Genomic DNA, 13,962 nt, shown 5'->3' with positions numbered 1-13,962 from the left:
GCGATGACAAGACCGACGGAACGCCACATCCCGCACTCTCAGGAGGACTCCGCCAAGCTGAAGCGGCTGAAGCGGCTGAAGCGGCTGAAGCGGCTGAAGAGGGAGAACACGGAGCTGAAGCGGGCGAACGAGATCCGCAAGGCTGCGGCGTCCTTCTTCGTGTCAATGCCCACGATGAGTACGGCCCGGTGAGGTTCTGGGGGCGACCGCCACGGCAAGGTCCGGCTCAACCGAGTCGGCAACCGCACCGTCAACACCGCACTCCACATGATCGCCATTACCCAGTCCGCGGACTCGGCCCCGGCAAAGCCTACGTCGACAAGGTCCAGGAGCGCCGCAAGACCCCAATCGCCGTCTCCGCCTGCTGCGGCGACGCCTCTCGGATGCCGTCTTCACCGCCTACACCTCGACGAACAGACCGTGCTTCGGCCAGCCGGGCAACCAGCACAACAGCCAGCGCCAGGTTGGCACTTGCCCGGGCTGCTTGACATAGGAGCATCTCTGAGCTCGACCGGTCACACACATGCTCGTGGCGTTCATCGACGAGCACAGGGGCCGCATCGGCGGCGTCGAGCCGATCTGCTGCGTGCTGACCGCACACGAATGCTGGATCGTCCCGTCCACATGAACGCCACAAACGCCAGGCGACGTCGGCCGCCCGCACCGTCCGCGACAGCGACCGCGAGTCAAGACCGCAGCGCCGAAGTCGCTTCTGGTTGGTCGATCGGCTCGGCGTCCTCTGCCGTTCGGCGGGCGTGGTCCGGAAACTCGGCAGACGCGTCAGGGCGTCCGGACCGGCGACGTTGGGCGCATGACTCAGACAGAGATCTCGCACGAGACGCCACCCCCGCGGCACGGGGCACCGGCTGAGCCCGCCTACGTGGTCGAAGAGCAGCCGTCGGTGGGGCGGTTGGTCGGGGTGGACGTGGCCCGCGCGCTGGCGGTGTTCGGCATGTTCGCGGTCCACGTCGCCCCACCTGCCGAGGACGTGGGTGGCTTCGGCGGCCGGCTGCTGGGACTGACCGAGGGCCGGTCGTCGATCCTGTTCGCCACCCTGGCCGGGTTCTCGCTGATGCTGATCGCCGGCCGTCGGGAGCCGAAGACCGGCCTGGCCGGCCGGCAGGCGAGGGTCCGGATCGTGATCCGTGCCCTGGTCCTGCTGGTACTGGGCACCGCGCTGACGATGCTCAAGACCGGAATCGTGGTCATTCTCGCCTTCTACGGGGTGTACTTCCTGCTGGCACTGCCCCTGATACGACTGCGGGCCAGGACCCTCGCGATCATCGCGGCCGTGCTCGCGGTCGTTGGGCCGCAGGCGGCGTTCGGCCTGAAGTGGCTGCTGGGGGAGGCGACGGCGAAGAGCATCGACGCGTACGACCCGATCGCCCGGCTCGGCGGCGACGGACTGCTGGGCCTGCTGCTCGACGGTTATTACCCCGCGATCACCTGGATGCCGTTCGTGATCGCCGGCATGGCACTGGCCCGGCTCGACCTGGCCTCCGGCGCGGTGCAACGGCGACTGGCCGCGCTCGGCCCCGCGCTGATGGCGCTCGGATACGGCACCGCCTGGCTGACGGCAAGGCTGTACCCGCCCATTCAGGCAGGCAAGGCCGAAATGAAGGACATCTTCGCGAACCTGAATCCGCAGTCCGTCGAATCCACCTTCGACGCCATCCACAACAAGCTTGCGGACACCTCGAACAAGGCCCTGTCGCTGCTGGGATCCGAGCCGCACAGCGGTACAACCTTCGAGATCATCGGCGGCCTCGGCGTGGCGATCACCGTGCTCGTCTGCGCGACCGTGGCCATGGCCCGGCTGGCATGGCTGCGCCGGCTGGCGAGCCCGCTCATCGCCGTGGGCACCATGTCCCTGACGCTCTACGTCGCCCACGTCGCCGCCTACACCATGCTGCCCGACGGCGCCACCGGCACCTTTGTGTCGCTGCTCGGGTTCATCGCCGGGGCCATCCTGTTCGCCACCGTCTGGTCGCGCTTCTTCAGCCGCGGACCGCTGGAATACCTGCTCAACAGCACCACCAAACTGGCCAAGTTCGTCCGGTAAAAAGCGATGTGTCAGGGGGCGCCCACCCTTCGCCCGAACGAGGTCGGCCCTGGCCGAGCCCGGATACGGTGACCATGGCCCCTGTCCTCCGGTACGGTCGGCGCCGATCACGGCCTACCGGTCGTCACCGCTGCACTGCTGTGGCTGGTGACCCCGGCCGACTCGGCCCGGACGCGGCTGCGCTCACCGGTCGGGCGACCGCCCGGCTCGCCGGCCACCGCCGTCGTCGTGGAGGTGCCGTGACAGGCCACGCAAAACTCGCCCAGGTATCGTCACCGCCGAGGCGGTGACGACCTAGCAGCACCCGGCACGACAGGGCAGGTTGCTGCCGGCGTGGTGGTTGTTCCTGCCCGCCACGGCGATCGTCACCGGCGTCGTCAACGTGCCCGGGCAGCCCGCGACAGCGATCGGCCTGCTGGCCGCCGCGGTCGCCCTGCTCTGCCGATTCACCTGGCCGATCACCTCACTGCTGGCCGGGACCGGCCTCGCGGCAGTGCCGTTGATATGGCCGAGCACGACCCTGTCGGATCTTCTCTGGCCGGTGAGCGTGATGCTCGCCTATGCGGTAGGCCGCCAGGTGCAGGACACCCGCCTCGCCGTGGCCGCCTTGGCACTCGCCACCGTCGTGCAAACCGCGGCCAACCTTGTCGAACAGGTCGCCTGGTCGAAGGTTGGGCCAGGGGATGTCGGCCTCAGCGTCGTCGTCACTGTGCTGCTGGTGGTGCTGCCGGGCGCCATCGGCATGCTGCAGGGGGAACGAGCTGAATCAAACGCTCACTCAAGTCCTGGCGCATCTTCCGCAGAGCACGGCGCAGCCCGAACCGATTGTCGTCCAGCGCCGCAGCGATCCTCACGCTGGAGTGGCAATTGAAAGAGCGCGGTCAGTAAGTTCCTGCCCTGGCATGGTCGGCATGCTGGTTGGCGCGCACGGCCAGGTAGACGGCGTGCACCGCGAGAGTCCGTTCGACTTCGTCGATGGTCGGGGCGAAGAAATCCTGTCGATGGTTGGCGTCGGTCATCGAGGTGATGGCGAAGTACATGCCGCCGAAGGCGGCCAAGAGCGTGGCGTTGCCCAAGAGAGCAAGCGGAACGCCAGGGAGAACGACCGAGACTGCGGGCGTACTCCCGATCCACTGTTTCGCCGTTTCCGGTGTGACCACTATCAGGCCCAGGACGAGGAAGAACGTGAACAGCGCGAAACCGAACACCATCGCCTGAACCAATTGGCGGACGGCAAACAGCAACAACAAGTTGCGCACCTGACGCCTGTTCAGGGACACAGGTGCAAGTGAACAGCGCTGTGTCAGCTCGCCGATGTTCACAGCCTCCAGGGGTGTGCCTCGGCACGCCGACGACAACAGGGACGGTGTGAGGTCCTGCTCGACCTGCCCGATTCGTCGTGAAGACGCCCGGCTGCCGCGAGCACGGTGACTCCCACGAAAAGTGCGACGAACAGGGCGACCCTCCACCACGAGAGCCTGTTCATCACCTGCCACAACTCGCTGGTGAAGAAGAGGAAGAGGGTGACGAACAACATGGGCGGCAGCGCCCGGCCCAGTACGCGCGGGCTGTTGCGCAAGTCGTGGGCGGCGCGTCCGATCGCGCGGCGCATCAGTTCACCGAAGCCGTATGTCGTGGCTACGAGCGCGATGCCGAAGACAACGGCGAAGAGCACGGCGAAGAGCACGGCGGATGCCAGGAGGCCGATGACGTATCCGCCGACAGGTGTAACGGGATCCTCGACGGCGAGTTTCAGCTCAGGTGTCACGACAAAAATCACGGCAAAGCCGGTGAGGAGCGCGACGGCGGCCGGCGGCGGGAAGCGGCGTAGCCGCCGGACAAACACTCTGATAGTTGTCCAGGCGGCCAGTGCGGCCACGATCACCGCGCCGAGCAGGACCCATTGCAGCAAGCCCGCTTCCAGCGGTATCAGCCAGGCGAGGCTGGCCATGCTCACGAAGGACAGCGCAGGCAGCATCCGGGGCAGGACATTCCTTATGACGCCGTATCCCTCGATCATCGTGGGGGTGCCCTGACGGATGAACCAACGTTCCGTCCGGCGCAGGACGACTGATGAGGCAGTGATTCGCATACTGATGAAGCCTCGCGATCGAGTTTGAGTAGAGCTCATCTCAGCGATTCGGAATCGCCGCAATGTGGACAGGAATCTTCCTGCCACGTCGCCGTGGCCGGGGAGGCGGGCGCCGGGCATGCGCCCGGCGCCCGAGCCGGTCAGTTGCCGGGGACGCGCTGGGCGGTGTGCGGTGCCCGCACGCCGTCCAGGACCCTGGCCTCGGGTGCGGCGGACGTGCCGCCCGAGGTGGCGCGGGCGAACGCGGTGGCGCCGCCGAGGAGCGGGACGTGAACCGATGTACGGGCCAGGTCCAGGGTGAGCGTGGGGGTGGTGGACGGCGGGTCGATGAGGTTCTTGTCCGTGCCCGCGACGATCAGGGCCAGGCGGTGGCCCTTGGGGACGACGTGGTCGGTGGCCGCGAGGTCGAGCGTGATGGTGTAAGCCTTGCCCGGGGTGAGCGGGACCCCCTTGCGGTCGGAGGCGTGGTTGCCGAGGTCGGCCCACCCGCGGCTGAACACGGTGTAGTCGACGGACCTCTTCTTCGCCCGCGTTGCCTTGAAGCAGGCGCTGTCCCCGGTGGTGCTGCTGCCCCAGCAGGTGCGGTTGGTGAGCGTGGTGATGCCCTCGGCCTTGTGGGCGTAGTCCCGGATGGTGTCGGGGCCGAGGTCGACGAGGACGGCGGACAGATGGGCCGTCGAGGTGGTCGGGGTGGCGGTGACGGTGACCTTGGAGGAGCCGGACAGACGCAGGTCACGGGTGAGCGGCTTGGTCAGGAAGCCGGCCTTCTCGGGCGTCGTGCTGCCGATCCGTGCCGCCCAGTCGGTCTCGCTCCGCGCCCGGTTGTCGGTGAACGTCTCGGTGCCGGTGCCCTTGTTCGGGCCGAGGGTCCCCACGCCCGGTCGGCTGCCGGTGGCCGGGTACAGGGTGGTGGTGTGCGTGGCGCGCGGCGGCCAGACCTTCGAGGTGACCCACTGGTCGGGGTGGCGCTCGATGTCGGCCATGGGCTCACGGCCGATGCCGTTGTCGTAGCCGAGGAGTTCGTGGTCGAACCAGCGGTGCAGGGCATGGACCCAGTCGGCGCGCCGGAAGTCGAAGGGGTCGACGTGACCGGTCTGGGAAAGCCAGATCTTGCGCTCGACGCCGTTCTTCGCGAGTGCGTCCCACCACTGCCCGAAGTGCTTGGCGCGGACGTTGAGGTCCTGCGTCCCGTGCACGAGGAACACGCTCGCGCGTACCTTCGCCGCGTCCTTTATGTAGTCGCGCTGGGTCCACAGGGGCGTCCAGTCACCGCTGCGCGGGGCCCCGTTGATGAGCTTGCGTTCCATGGCCGCACAGTGCCTGTTGGCGTTGTTGCTCTGCACTGCGAAGGACAGCCAGTCTGGGCCGAACTCGGAGAACGGGGCACCCTTGGCGAAGTAGTAGTCGTACCAGGAGGAGATCGCGCTGATCGGAACGATCGTCTTCAGGCCCTTGACGCCGGTGGCGGCGACGCCGTTGGCGATGGTGCCGTCCCAGCTCTTGCCGATCATGCCAGTGCGGCCATTGCTCCAGGTCGCCTTGACGACGGTGCCGCCTCGGCGGCTGGTGTAGGCCCTGGCGCGGCCGTTCAGCCAGTCGACGACGGCCTTCGCGGACCGGATGTCGCTGCGGCCGCCGACATCGACGCAACCGTCGGAGCGGTTGGTACCGGCGAGGTCGACACCGACGAAGGCGTAGCCGCGGGGAACGAAGTAGTTGTCGTAGAACAGCGGCATCCGGACGACGCGCCCGCGTTTGTCGTACGTCTTCTTCTGGCTCTCGTTGCCGCGCCCGCAGCAGGAGTAGTACGGGCTGGCGTCCATGATGACGGGGACCTTGCGGCCCAGCCGGGCGGGTTCGCGGGGCCGGACGATGTCGGCGGCGACGCGGTCGTTCCTCCCGTCGCCATCGCCGTCGAGGCCGGTGTCGACCCAGACGGACTCACGGACGGCATGGGCGTAGGAGTAGACCGGCCGGCTCTCCTTCGGGGCGGGGGCGGCCTGGGCCGCCGCCGGGGTGAGGAAGGCGGCCAGCAGGGCGGCCACGGAGGCGGTCGCACACGTTCTGTAGATCGTGAAGCGCGTGCGTTTCCCCGTACGCGGAGGCGGCCCAACGACCGCGGGCACGGTCGCGATGATCGCGTGCCGTGGAGGTGGCGTTTCGTGGGAGAACTCTGTCTGAGTCATGCGCCCAACGTCGCCGGTCCGGACGCCTTGACGCGTCTGCCAAGCTTCCGAACCACGCCCGCCGAATGGCCAAGGACGCCGAGCCGATCGGCCATCACCGGGGGCGACTCCGGTGCCGCTGCGGGAGCCGAGATGCGCCTGCATCGTGCCCTTGCAGCCTCGGTCCCGGTCGGCAGCCCGCGCCGTGCAAGAGGCATGGGCCGTAGTCGGCGCACACCTGCAATGACGAACAATCAGAACAACGACAACCCAGAGCACGAGTACTGCACCGGACACCGGCCTCGACGGCGATGGCGGCGACGATGCCATCGGCAGAGCCTGGGAGCACCGCAGTGATCAGAGTGTGGGAACCCTGGACTGGCCCGCCCGGGCAATGCTCAGTCCCGTTATCCCGTTGGCAGGTGTGCACCCAGGGGGCGGGCGGCAGTCTTCTGCGCGGCGTCGACGGCGTGGGCTGGCGGGGCGAAGTCCGGCTCGTCGACCTCACCCGCCGGAACACGCCGCCCTCGACCTCGTCAGAGGTCACGGCGACGCCGTCGACCGCCTGGAGACCGGCGGGCTGGCCATCACTCCCCAACTGACCGAACGCGGCTGCCGCGAACGCGTCCGCGTCTACCATGGCCACCTCCACACCACCGCCGAACTCACCGACTTCACCGCCCTCGGCGAACTCACCACCCGCCTCGCCGAACTCGACCTCACCAGCGTCGACGGTCCCTGGTGGGCCCTGCGCCTAGACTCACCCGTCCACCGCGCAGCGCGCCGCACCGCCGCACGTCCTCGACGCCGTCCGCCGCGCCCGCGCATACGCCGAGGCCCTCGACGGAGCCGAGCCGCCAAACGCCATACACCTGCAACCCGCACGACAGATCGTCACCGCCCGAGTCGAAGCCCACATCGTCATGACCCCACCACGACTGTGACCGAACCCGCTCCACTCTCCGGCGCACACCAGAGGGCCGCACTGTGCAAGACGACACAGAAGCCACCGACGCCGCCGGTCAGGTGGTCGAGATGGGCAAGCACCGTACGTCCCGAACGACCCGCACGGCCTCACCGTGAACCACCCGGATGCGGTGACGACCGCGGACTTCATCGCATCGGCCCCTCCGCCCTTTGCCGGCTGTCGCGGGCGGGAGATGGCGCCGCTTGTCCGGGCCGAGGTCGAACGTTCACGGGTGCTTGAAGCTCGTGAGTCAGCTTGCCCATGGCAGCCGCGCGTTTCGGGAGTCGTGGATTGTTGCCGTAAGAGCACGAGTGCCAGATTCGTTCTTTGCCTCCTGCAACTGCCGGCCCGGATGGAGGGCTGCAAGGACATGATGCAGGCGCGTCTCGGCTCCCGCTGCGGTACTGGGGTCGCTCTTGGTGGTGGCCGATCGGCTCGGCGTCCTCTGCCATTCGGCGGGGCGTGTTCCGGAAACTCGGCAGACGCGTCAGGGCGTCCGGACCGGCGACCTTGGGCGCATGACTCAGACAGAGATCTCGCACGAAACGCCACCCCCGCGGCACGGGGCACCGGCTGAGCCCGCCTACGTGGTCGAACAGCAGCCGTCGGTGGGGCGGTTGGTCGGGGTGGACGTGGCCCGCGCGCTGGCGGTGTTCGGCATGTTCGCGGTACACGTCGGACCGTTTGCCGTGGATGTGGGTGGCTTCGGCGGCCGGCTGCTGGAGCTGACCGAGGGCCGGTCGTCGATCCTGTTCGCCACCCTCGCCGGCTTCTCACTGATGCTGATCGCGGGCCGCCGGGAGCCGAAGACCGGCCTGGCCGGCCGGCAGGCGAAGGTCCGGATCGTGATCCGTGCGCTGGTCCTGCTGGTGCTGGGCACCGCGCTGACGATGCTCAAGACCGGGATCGTGGTGATTCTGGCCTTCTACGGGGTGTACTTCCTGCTGGCACTACCCCTGATACGACTGCGGGCCAGGACCCTCGCGATCATCGCGGCCGTGCTCGCGGTCGTTGGGCCGCAGGCGGCGTTCGGCCTGAAGTGGCTGCTGGGGGAGGCGGGGGCGAAGAGCATCGACGCGTACGACCCGATCGCCCGGCTCGGCGGCGACGGACTGCTGGGCCTGCTGCTCCACGGTGACTACCCCGCGATCACCTGGATGCCGTTCGTGATCGCCGGCATGGCACTGGCCCGGCTCGACCTGGCCGCCGGCGCGGTGCAACGCCGGCTGGCCGCGCTCGGCCCCGCGTTGATGGCGCTCGGATACGGCACCGCCTGGCTGGCAGCAAAGCTGTACCCGCCCATTCAGGCGGACAAGGCCAAGTTGAAAGAGATGTTCGCGAGCGTGGATCCGGGGTCCTTCGACTCCCTGGAACCGGGGTCGGCGGCTTTCGACGCCATCCAGAACAAGCTTGCGAACAGCTCGCCCACGGTCTGGTCGCTGCTGGGATCCGATCCGCACAGCGGTACGACCTTCGAGATCATCGGCGGCCTCGGCGTGGCGATCACCGTGCTCGTCTGCGCGACGGTGGCCATGGCCCGGTTGGCATGGCTGCGGCGGCTGGCGAGCCCGCTGATCGCCGTGGGCAGCATGTCCCTGACGCTCTACGTCGCCCACGTCGCCGCCTACACCATGCTGCCCGAGGACGCCACCAACACCCTGGTGCCGCTGTTCGGGTTCATCGCCGGGGCGATCCTGTTCGCCACCGTCTGGTCGCGCTTCTTCAGCCGCGGACCGCTGGAGTACCTGCTCAACAGCACCACCAAACTGGCGAAACTCGTCCGGTGAGACGCGGCGTGTCAGGGCACGTTCGCCCTTCGCCCGAACGAGGTCGGCCCTGGCCGGCCCCGGATACGATGACCACGGCCCCCGTCCTCGGGTACGGTCGGCGCCCATCACGGGCTACCTGTCATCACCGCTCCACTGCTGCGGCTGGTGACCCCGGCCGGCGTGGCCCGGACGCGGCTGCGCTCATCGGTCGGGCGACCGCCCGGCTCGCCGGCCACCGCCGTCGTCGTGGAGGTGCCGTGACAGGCCACGCAAAACTCGCCCGGGTCGTCACCGCCGAGGCGGTGACGACCCGGCAGCACCTGGCAGGACAGGGCAGGTTGCTGCTGGCGTGGTGGTTGTTCCTGCCCGCCACGGCGATCGTCACGGCCGTCGTCAACGTGCCCGGGCAGCCCGCGACAGCGATCGGCCTGCTGGCCGCCGCGGTCGCCCTGCTCTGCCGGTTCACCTGGCCGATCACCTCGCTGCTGGCCGGGAGCGGCGTCGCGATAGTGCCGTCGATATGGCCGAGCACGACCCTGTTGGCTTTTCTCTGGCCGGTGAGCGTGATGCTCGCCTATGCGGTGGGCCGCCAGGTCCCGGACACCCGCCTCGCCGTGGCCGCCTTGGCACTCGCCACCGGCGTACAATCCGCGGCCAGCCTCGTCGAGCTCGCCGGGCTGACGGTTGACCTCCAGGATGTCGGCGTCATCGTCGTCATCAATGTGCTGCTGGTGGTCCTGCCGGGCGCCATCGGCATGCGGCAGGGGGAACGAGCCCTGGCCATGGATGCCCTGCACGAACGCAACGCCCTGCTGGAACGCGCCAACCTGCTCGGCGAGTCGCAGGCCCGCATGCAGGAAAGGGCGCGCATCGCCGGCGAGATGCACGATCTCCTCGGGCACCGGCTCAGCCTGATCGTCCTGTACGCCGGGGCCCTGGAGATGCGCACCCGCACCGCGGCCCCCGAGATCAACGAGCAGGCCGACCTGCTGCGGACCACCTCCCGGACCGCACTCGACGAGCTTCGCATCGTGCTGGGCATCCTGCGCCTCGACGGCGCCGAACCACCGGACGGCACCGAATCGGTGGCCGGCACGCGCGAGGATGTCACCAACCTGGTCGCCGAAGCCCAGCATGCGGGCCTGCCCCTCACCCTGTCCTGGCGCGGCGACGACCTCACCGACGCCGACATCGGCATCCGCCGAGCGGTCAACCGCATCGTGCGCGAAGCCCTCACCAACGTGCACAAACACGCCCCGGGTGCGCCCACGCGGCTGACCGTCACCGTCGACACCGAAAAACTCACCATCAGCGTCCGCAACGTCGCACGCCCGCCCGCCGTCCCACCGCCCAGCAGCGGCCTGGGACTGGCCGGCCTGCGCGAACGCGCCCGCCTGGCCGGCGGCGACCTCACCGCCGGCACAGACCCGCTCACCGGCAACCACACCCTCACCGCCACCCTCCCCCTGCGCCACAACAGCCCCGGCACTACGAGCCCCACCATCGATCAACCCGCCCCGGCCGACGCGCAGATGCTCCCCTCCCGTACCGGGGCCGAAGACGGGCCCCGCCACGACGCACCACGAAGGAAGACCAAGACGGCCTTCATCGCCCTCGCTGGAGCCGCCGTCGCGGTCTGCGGCGGCCTCGGCTTCAGCGTCTACTACTACTTCCAGTCCGCCGTCTCGCCGCACACCTACCGGCAGATCAAGATCGGCGACACCCAGGACAGAGTGCGCGAGCTGACCGGCGGCGACAACATGATCGCCCGCACAGCGGGCCAGGCAGAGCAACCGGCGGCACCGGCCAACACCACGTGCGAGTACACGCTGGCCGAGGGCTTCGGGCACGTGTTCCGGTTCTGCTTCACACACGGCAAGCTCACACAGAAGGACGAGCTTGGGAGGTCATAGGCGGAACCCGGCAAGCCGGCGCTTCGCGTGGGCACGACGAGGCGGATCAGGAACGGCTGCTTGGCGGAAGAACTCCGGCATCGTGCGCCAGGATCGCCGCCTGAACCCGGTTGGTGCAGCCAAGGACGGAGAGGATGCGACTGACGGGAGACTTGGCGGTGCCTTCACTCATCAGCAGCGCCTTGGCGATCTCAGCGTTCGAGCAGCCCTCACGCAGCAGGCACAGCACGTCGCGCTCACGGTCGGTCAGAGCCGCCACGCGGCGCCGCGCCTCGTCGGCCTGGCTCACGTCCCGGTTGACGTGGCGATCGATCAACTGCCTGGTGACCCGGGGCGACAGGACGGGCTCACCGGCGGCCGCCGCCCGGACAGCCCTGATCAGGTCGTCGGGCGGGGTGTCCTTGAGTAGAAACCCCGCAACGCCGCAGCGCAGCGCCCGGGTGACGTACTCTTCCTCACCGAAGGTCGTCAGCATGACCACGCTCGTCCGCGGCGCCACCTTCCCTATCTCGGCCGCCGCGGCCAGCCCGTCGACGCCGGGCATACGAATGTCCAGCAGCGCCACGTCAACGAGGTGCTTGCGAACGAGCTCGACGGCGCCGGCACCGCTGTCCGCCTCGGCCACGATCTCGATGTCATCGGCGACATCGAGCACGAACCGGATCCCGGCGCGGATCAACACCTCGTCATCGGCCAACAGCACCCGAATCACCCTGCCACCCCACTCAGTCAGCCGCGACGTCCCCGACGGCCGACGCGCGAGCCGACCCCGGTTAGAATCCGGCGGGTGCCGCAGGCGTTGGCACCCCATTATCGACGGACGGCATGGCGGCGCGCACCGAACGGCAAAGTGCAGCAGTTCAGGCTGGTCTGCACCCCGCTCACAGGCTCTCCCGTCTCGCGGGTCGCAGGCGCGTGCTCTCCACCCTTCACATGGCGCGCAAGGCCGCTGCTGAAGCAATGAGGCGTCACGTTCCAAGAGGTCGAGGAGGTCGTCGATCGTGGGCTGCCCCAACGGCTCCTCGAGACCGAGCCGGGTGGCCCGGCGGAGCAGGTCATCGTGACGCGCGCCGCCGGGCCGGTGGTCGGAGACGGAGAGCTGGGAACTCTGCTCGCTCCGGGGGGTGGGGGCAGGGATCACTTGAAGGTGTAGCCCTTGCCGCTGGGGCCCTCGAAAGTCTTGCCCAGCTTGAGACCGCCCGGTGTGTCGGTGTCCGCACGGGAGATGAAGACGGTACGCGTCGGCGGCTGCGACGCGTCGGTGTAGTCGAGAGGCGTGGTGAGCAGGCCGTCCAGGTCGAGGTCGGAGGTCTTCCGCATCGCTTCCACGACACCCTCCGGGGTGAGGTTCCCGGCCTTGCAGGCGCCCTTCATGGCGTCGGTCAGCAGCTCTGCCTGCGCGTAGGCCAGCGGCACCTCGAAGCCCTTCGCCCCCTTGGGGGCGGCGGCCTCGTAGATCTCCACGGCCTTCTTGACTCCCGGCTCGTCCGAGCTGTAGGGGGCCGTGCTGGTGAACGCGTAGTAGTTCTTCAGCAGGGCCGGGCCGGCCGGGCTGTCCAGCAGGGCCGGGTTGAACGTCGGGGCGTGTCCGATGACCGGGACGTTCACGGTCCTGCACGTCGACCATCACGTCGCGGTCGCAGACGCCGCCGTCCTTGGTGAGCTGCTCGTAGTACGCCTTCGTCTCGTGGCCACGAAGATGATCGCGGCCAGCACCTCGCGATCCCCGTACCGCCGCCGGCCGCCACCCTGCGGCCGCGATGGAACAGGCGGAACCACCCGCTCGAACATCTCCCACAACTCGTCCGGCGACTTCCCGCTCGTTGAACCTGCTCATGCCGATCTCCAGTTCACTGGTTGTCGCTGACTTCCACGGAACCGATTTCGAAGTCCGGAGCTTTCTCTACGGGCGCAGGAGCACCTTGCCGCGCGCACGGCCGGATCGCTCAGCTCGTGCGCCCTGGCGGCGTCGGCGAGCGGAAAGCTCTGGTCGACGCGCACGCGGCGCGACTATGCCCCCTGCCCCGCAGCTCCCACCAACCGCCCGCGCCAAGTGCTCTGGGGCTGCATAGCCGAGAGCACCACCCAGGTCGCATCCCAACGCGTCCCACCACTGCGCACGGTGCACTTCAGGTGCGAGCACCTGCGTCTTGCCTGATCAGCGTAGGTGCACCCGAAGCACGCACGCGCAGTGCACCTGCGAGTGAATGCACATCCAACAGACTGGAAGACAGGGTGAGTTGTTGTTGCCTATGCTGTCGCCGCAGATCATGAACGCCGTGACCCCGTCGACAGGAAGGGCGAGGTGGCAGTGGCCGATATCGATATCTCCACTCACCACTTTCTCGCTCAACTCGCCAGCCAGACAGAAGAGTTGAGACAGGGAGCCGAAGCCGCTCGGCGTGAGCGCGACGAAGCGGCAGCGCGCCTCGCGGACTTCGAGAAGCGGTTGGCGGACAGTACGGCAGCGCTGCGCGCCCTGCAGGTCTACACCGGCGACGCCCCGGGGTCCCCCATGGGCGACGGAGATGCCGACACCGCGAACGACTCGGAGGCCCCTCACGCTCTGTCGATCGAGGAGGCCATCCTCCGCGTGCTGCGCGGGGAAAGCGGCCTGCCCCCTCTGGAGATCGCGAGGAGGGTCGAGACGCTCGGCGTAAGCAGTTCCGCGTCCAGCATCCGAGCCCGGCTCAGCAAGCTGGCCAAGCAGGGGACGCTCCGACGTGACGGCAAGTCCCGGTACTCACTCGCCGTGGTGGGATCGGAGGGCACTCGGGCCCGGTAAAGACGCAGACACACAGATCGGCCGCCGCAAGTTGCGAGCCCACGGCGGCCGTTGGCGTATGCCTCCAGACAAGGGTTCACACACCGGTGGCCAGCCTAGGCCATCTGGCGAGACCGACGTGAGCCCTTTCCGTCGCCGATCTTCGCGGCGACCAAGGAAACAAGGACCCACGAAATGAGCGCTTCCTCGTCCGGACCAGCCGGACGCTC

At 68.6% G+C, this 13,962-nt stretch carries 12 protein-coding genes and 2 pseudogenes; 8 read left to right on the top strand and 6 right to left on the bottom strand.

Features of this window, described 5'->3' with window-relative positions; all coding sequences use genetic code 11:
• Nucleotides 1-3: 3 nt before the first annotated feature.
• The 3 genes from EF387_RS04590 to EF387_RS04580 all read left to right on the top strand — a co-directional run bounded on the left by EF387_RS04590 (nt 4) and on the right by EF387_RS04580 (nt 2,933).
• Nucleotides 4-192 (top strand): hypothetical protein, encoded by a 189-nt coding sequence (locus EF387_RS04590; protein WP_128375165.1) that lies wholly within the window; start codon nt 4-6, stop codon nt 190-192.
• 619 nt (nt 193-811) lie between these two features.
• The gene (locus tag EF387_RS04585) at nt 812-2,062 is read left to right on the top strand and encodes a DUF418 domain-containing protein (protein ID WP_128375164.1); all 1,251 of its coding nucleotides are present in this window, start codon (nt 812-814) and stop codon (nt 2,060-2,062) included.
• A gap of 322 nt (nt 2,063-2,384) precedes the next feature.
• Nucleotides 2,385-2,933 carry a hypothetical protein gene (locus EF387_RS04580; protein ID WP_238431329.1) on the top strand — a complete coding sequence of 183 codons (549 nt, stop codon included), beginning with the start codon at nt 2,385-2,387 and terminating at the stop codon, nt 2,931-2,933.
• A gap of 10 nt (nt 2,934-2,943) precedes the next feature.
• On the opposite strand, the gene EF387_RS04575 is transcribed toward EF387_RS04580, so the two are convergent.
• From EF387_RS04575 to EF387_RS04565, 3 genes are all read right to left on the bottom strand, one after another.
• The gene (locus EF387_RS04575; protein WP_128375162.1) at nt 2,944-3,384 is read right to left on the bottom strand and encodes a hypothetical protein; all 441 of its coding nucleotides are present in this window, start codon (nt 3,382-3,384) and stop codon (nt 2,944-2,946) included.
• A complete protein-coding gene (locus tag EF387_RS04570) occupies nt 3,381-4,013 on the bottom strand; it encodes a hypothetical protein (protein WP_155589732.1) in 633 nt (210 codons plus the stop codon). The genes EF387_RS04575 and EF387_RS04570 overlap by 4 nt, the downstream gene beginning before the upstream one ends.
• A 281-nt stretch (nt 4,014-4,294) precedes the next feature.
• The gene (locus EF387_RS04565; RefSeq protein ID WP_128375160.1) at nt 4,295-6,340 is read right to left on the bottom strand and encodes a Xaa-Pro dipeptidyl-peptidase; all 2,046 of its coding nucleotides are present in this window, start codon (nt 6,338-6,340) and stop codon (nt 4,295-4,297) included.
• A gap of 431 nt (nt 6,341-6,771) precedes the next feature.
• Between EF387_RS04565 and EF387_RS48010 the strand changes: the two are divergent.
• From EF387_RS48010 to EF387_RS04545, 4 genes and pseudogenes are all read left to right on the top strand, one after another.
• Nucleotides 6,772-7,263: pseudogene (locus tag EF387_RS48010) on the top strand (SIMPL domain-containing protein).
• A 43-nt stretch (nt 7,264-7,306) separates the two neighbouring features.
• On the top strand, nt 7,307-7,402 hold the full coding sequence (locus EF387_RS49935; protein WP_420802524.1) for a putative ATP-grasp-modified RiPP: 96 nt from the start codon (nt 7,307-7,309) through the stop codon (nt 7,400-7,402).
• Nucleotides 7,403-7,804: 402 nt separating this feature from the next.
• Nucleotides 7,805-9,073 carry a DUF418 domain-containing protein gene (locus tag EF387_RS04550; protein ID WP_128375159.1) on the top strand — a complete coding sequence of 423 codons (1,269 nt, stop codon included), beginning with the start codon at nt 7,805-7,807 and terminating at the stop codon, nt 9,071-9,073.
• Nucleotides 9,074-9,312: 239 nt separating this feature from the next.
• Nucleotides 9,313-10,968 (top strand): sensor histidine kinase, encoded by a 1,656-nt coding sequence (locus EF387_RS04545; RefSeq protein ID WP_238431328.1) that lies wholly within the window; start codon nt 9,313-9,315, stop codon nt 10,966-10,968.
• A gap of 46 nt (nt 10,969-11,014) precedes the next feature.
• Here EF387_RS04545 and EF387_RS04540 read toward each other — a convergent pair whose 3' ends face one another.
• The 3 genes and pseudogenes from EF387_RS04540 to EF387_RS04530 all read right to left on the bottom strand — a co-directional run.
• Entirely contained in the window at nt 11,015-11,680 is a 666-nt protein-coding gene (locus EF387_RS04540) for a response regulator transcription factor (protein ID WP_162467074.1), read from the bottom strand.
• A 425-nt stretch (nt 11,681-12,105) separates the two neighbouring features.
• Complete coding sequence (locus EF387_RS04535) at nt 12,106-12,576, bottom strand: ABC transporter substrate-binding protein (RefSeq protein ID WP_128375156.1); 471 nt, start codon at nt 12,574-12,576, stop codon at nt 12,106-12,108.
• Between the two features lie 78 nt (nt 12,577-12,654).
• Nucleotides 12,655-12,759 (bottom strand): annotated as a pseudogene (locus tag EF387_RS04530) (IS5/IS1182 family transposase); the annotation flags it as partial.
• Nucleotides 12,760-13,273: 514 nt separating this feature from the next.
• On the opposite strand from EF387_RS04530, the gene EF387_RS04525 reads away from it, so the two are divergent.
• Nucleotides 13,274-13,753, top strand: coding sequence for a hypothetical protein (locus EF387_RS04525; RefSeq protein ID WP_128375155.1), 480 nt, complete (start codon nt 13,274-13,276; stop codon nt 13,751-13,753).
• The last annotated feature ends 209 nt before the right edge of the window (nt 13,754-13,962 follow it).

The organism is Streptomyces cavernae (genome assembly GCF_004023625.1).
GTDB lineage: Bacteria > Actinomycetota > Actinomycetes > Streptomycetales > Streptomycetaceae > Streptomyces > Streptomyces cavernae.
Note: the sequence above shows the minus strand (reverse complement) of the source record. Positions and strands in the feature narration are given on the sequence as shown.

Bases quoted from the DNA above. Each gene is read 5' to 3' on its own strand.
- EF387_RS04590 (WP_128375165.1), top strand. From the start codon at position 4: ATGACAAGACCGACGGAACGCCACATCCCGCACTCTCAGGAGGACTCC.
- EF387_RS04585 (WP_128375164.1), top strand. From the start codon at position 812: ATGACTCAGACAGAGATCTCGCACGAGACGCCACCCCCGCGGCACGGG.
- EF387_RS04570 (WP_155589732.1), bottom strand. From the start codon at position 4,013: ATGGCCAGCCTCGCCTGGCTGATACCGCTGGAAGCGGGCTTGCTGCAA.
- EF387_RS04565 (WP_128375160.1), bottom strand. From the start codon at position 6,340: ATGACTCAGACAGAGTTCTCCCACGAAACGCCACCTCCACGGCACGCG.
- EF387_RS04550 (WP_128375159.1), top strand. From the start codon at position 7,805: ATGACTCAGACAGAGATCTCGCACGAAACGCCACCCCCGCGGCACGGG.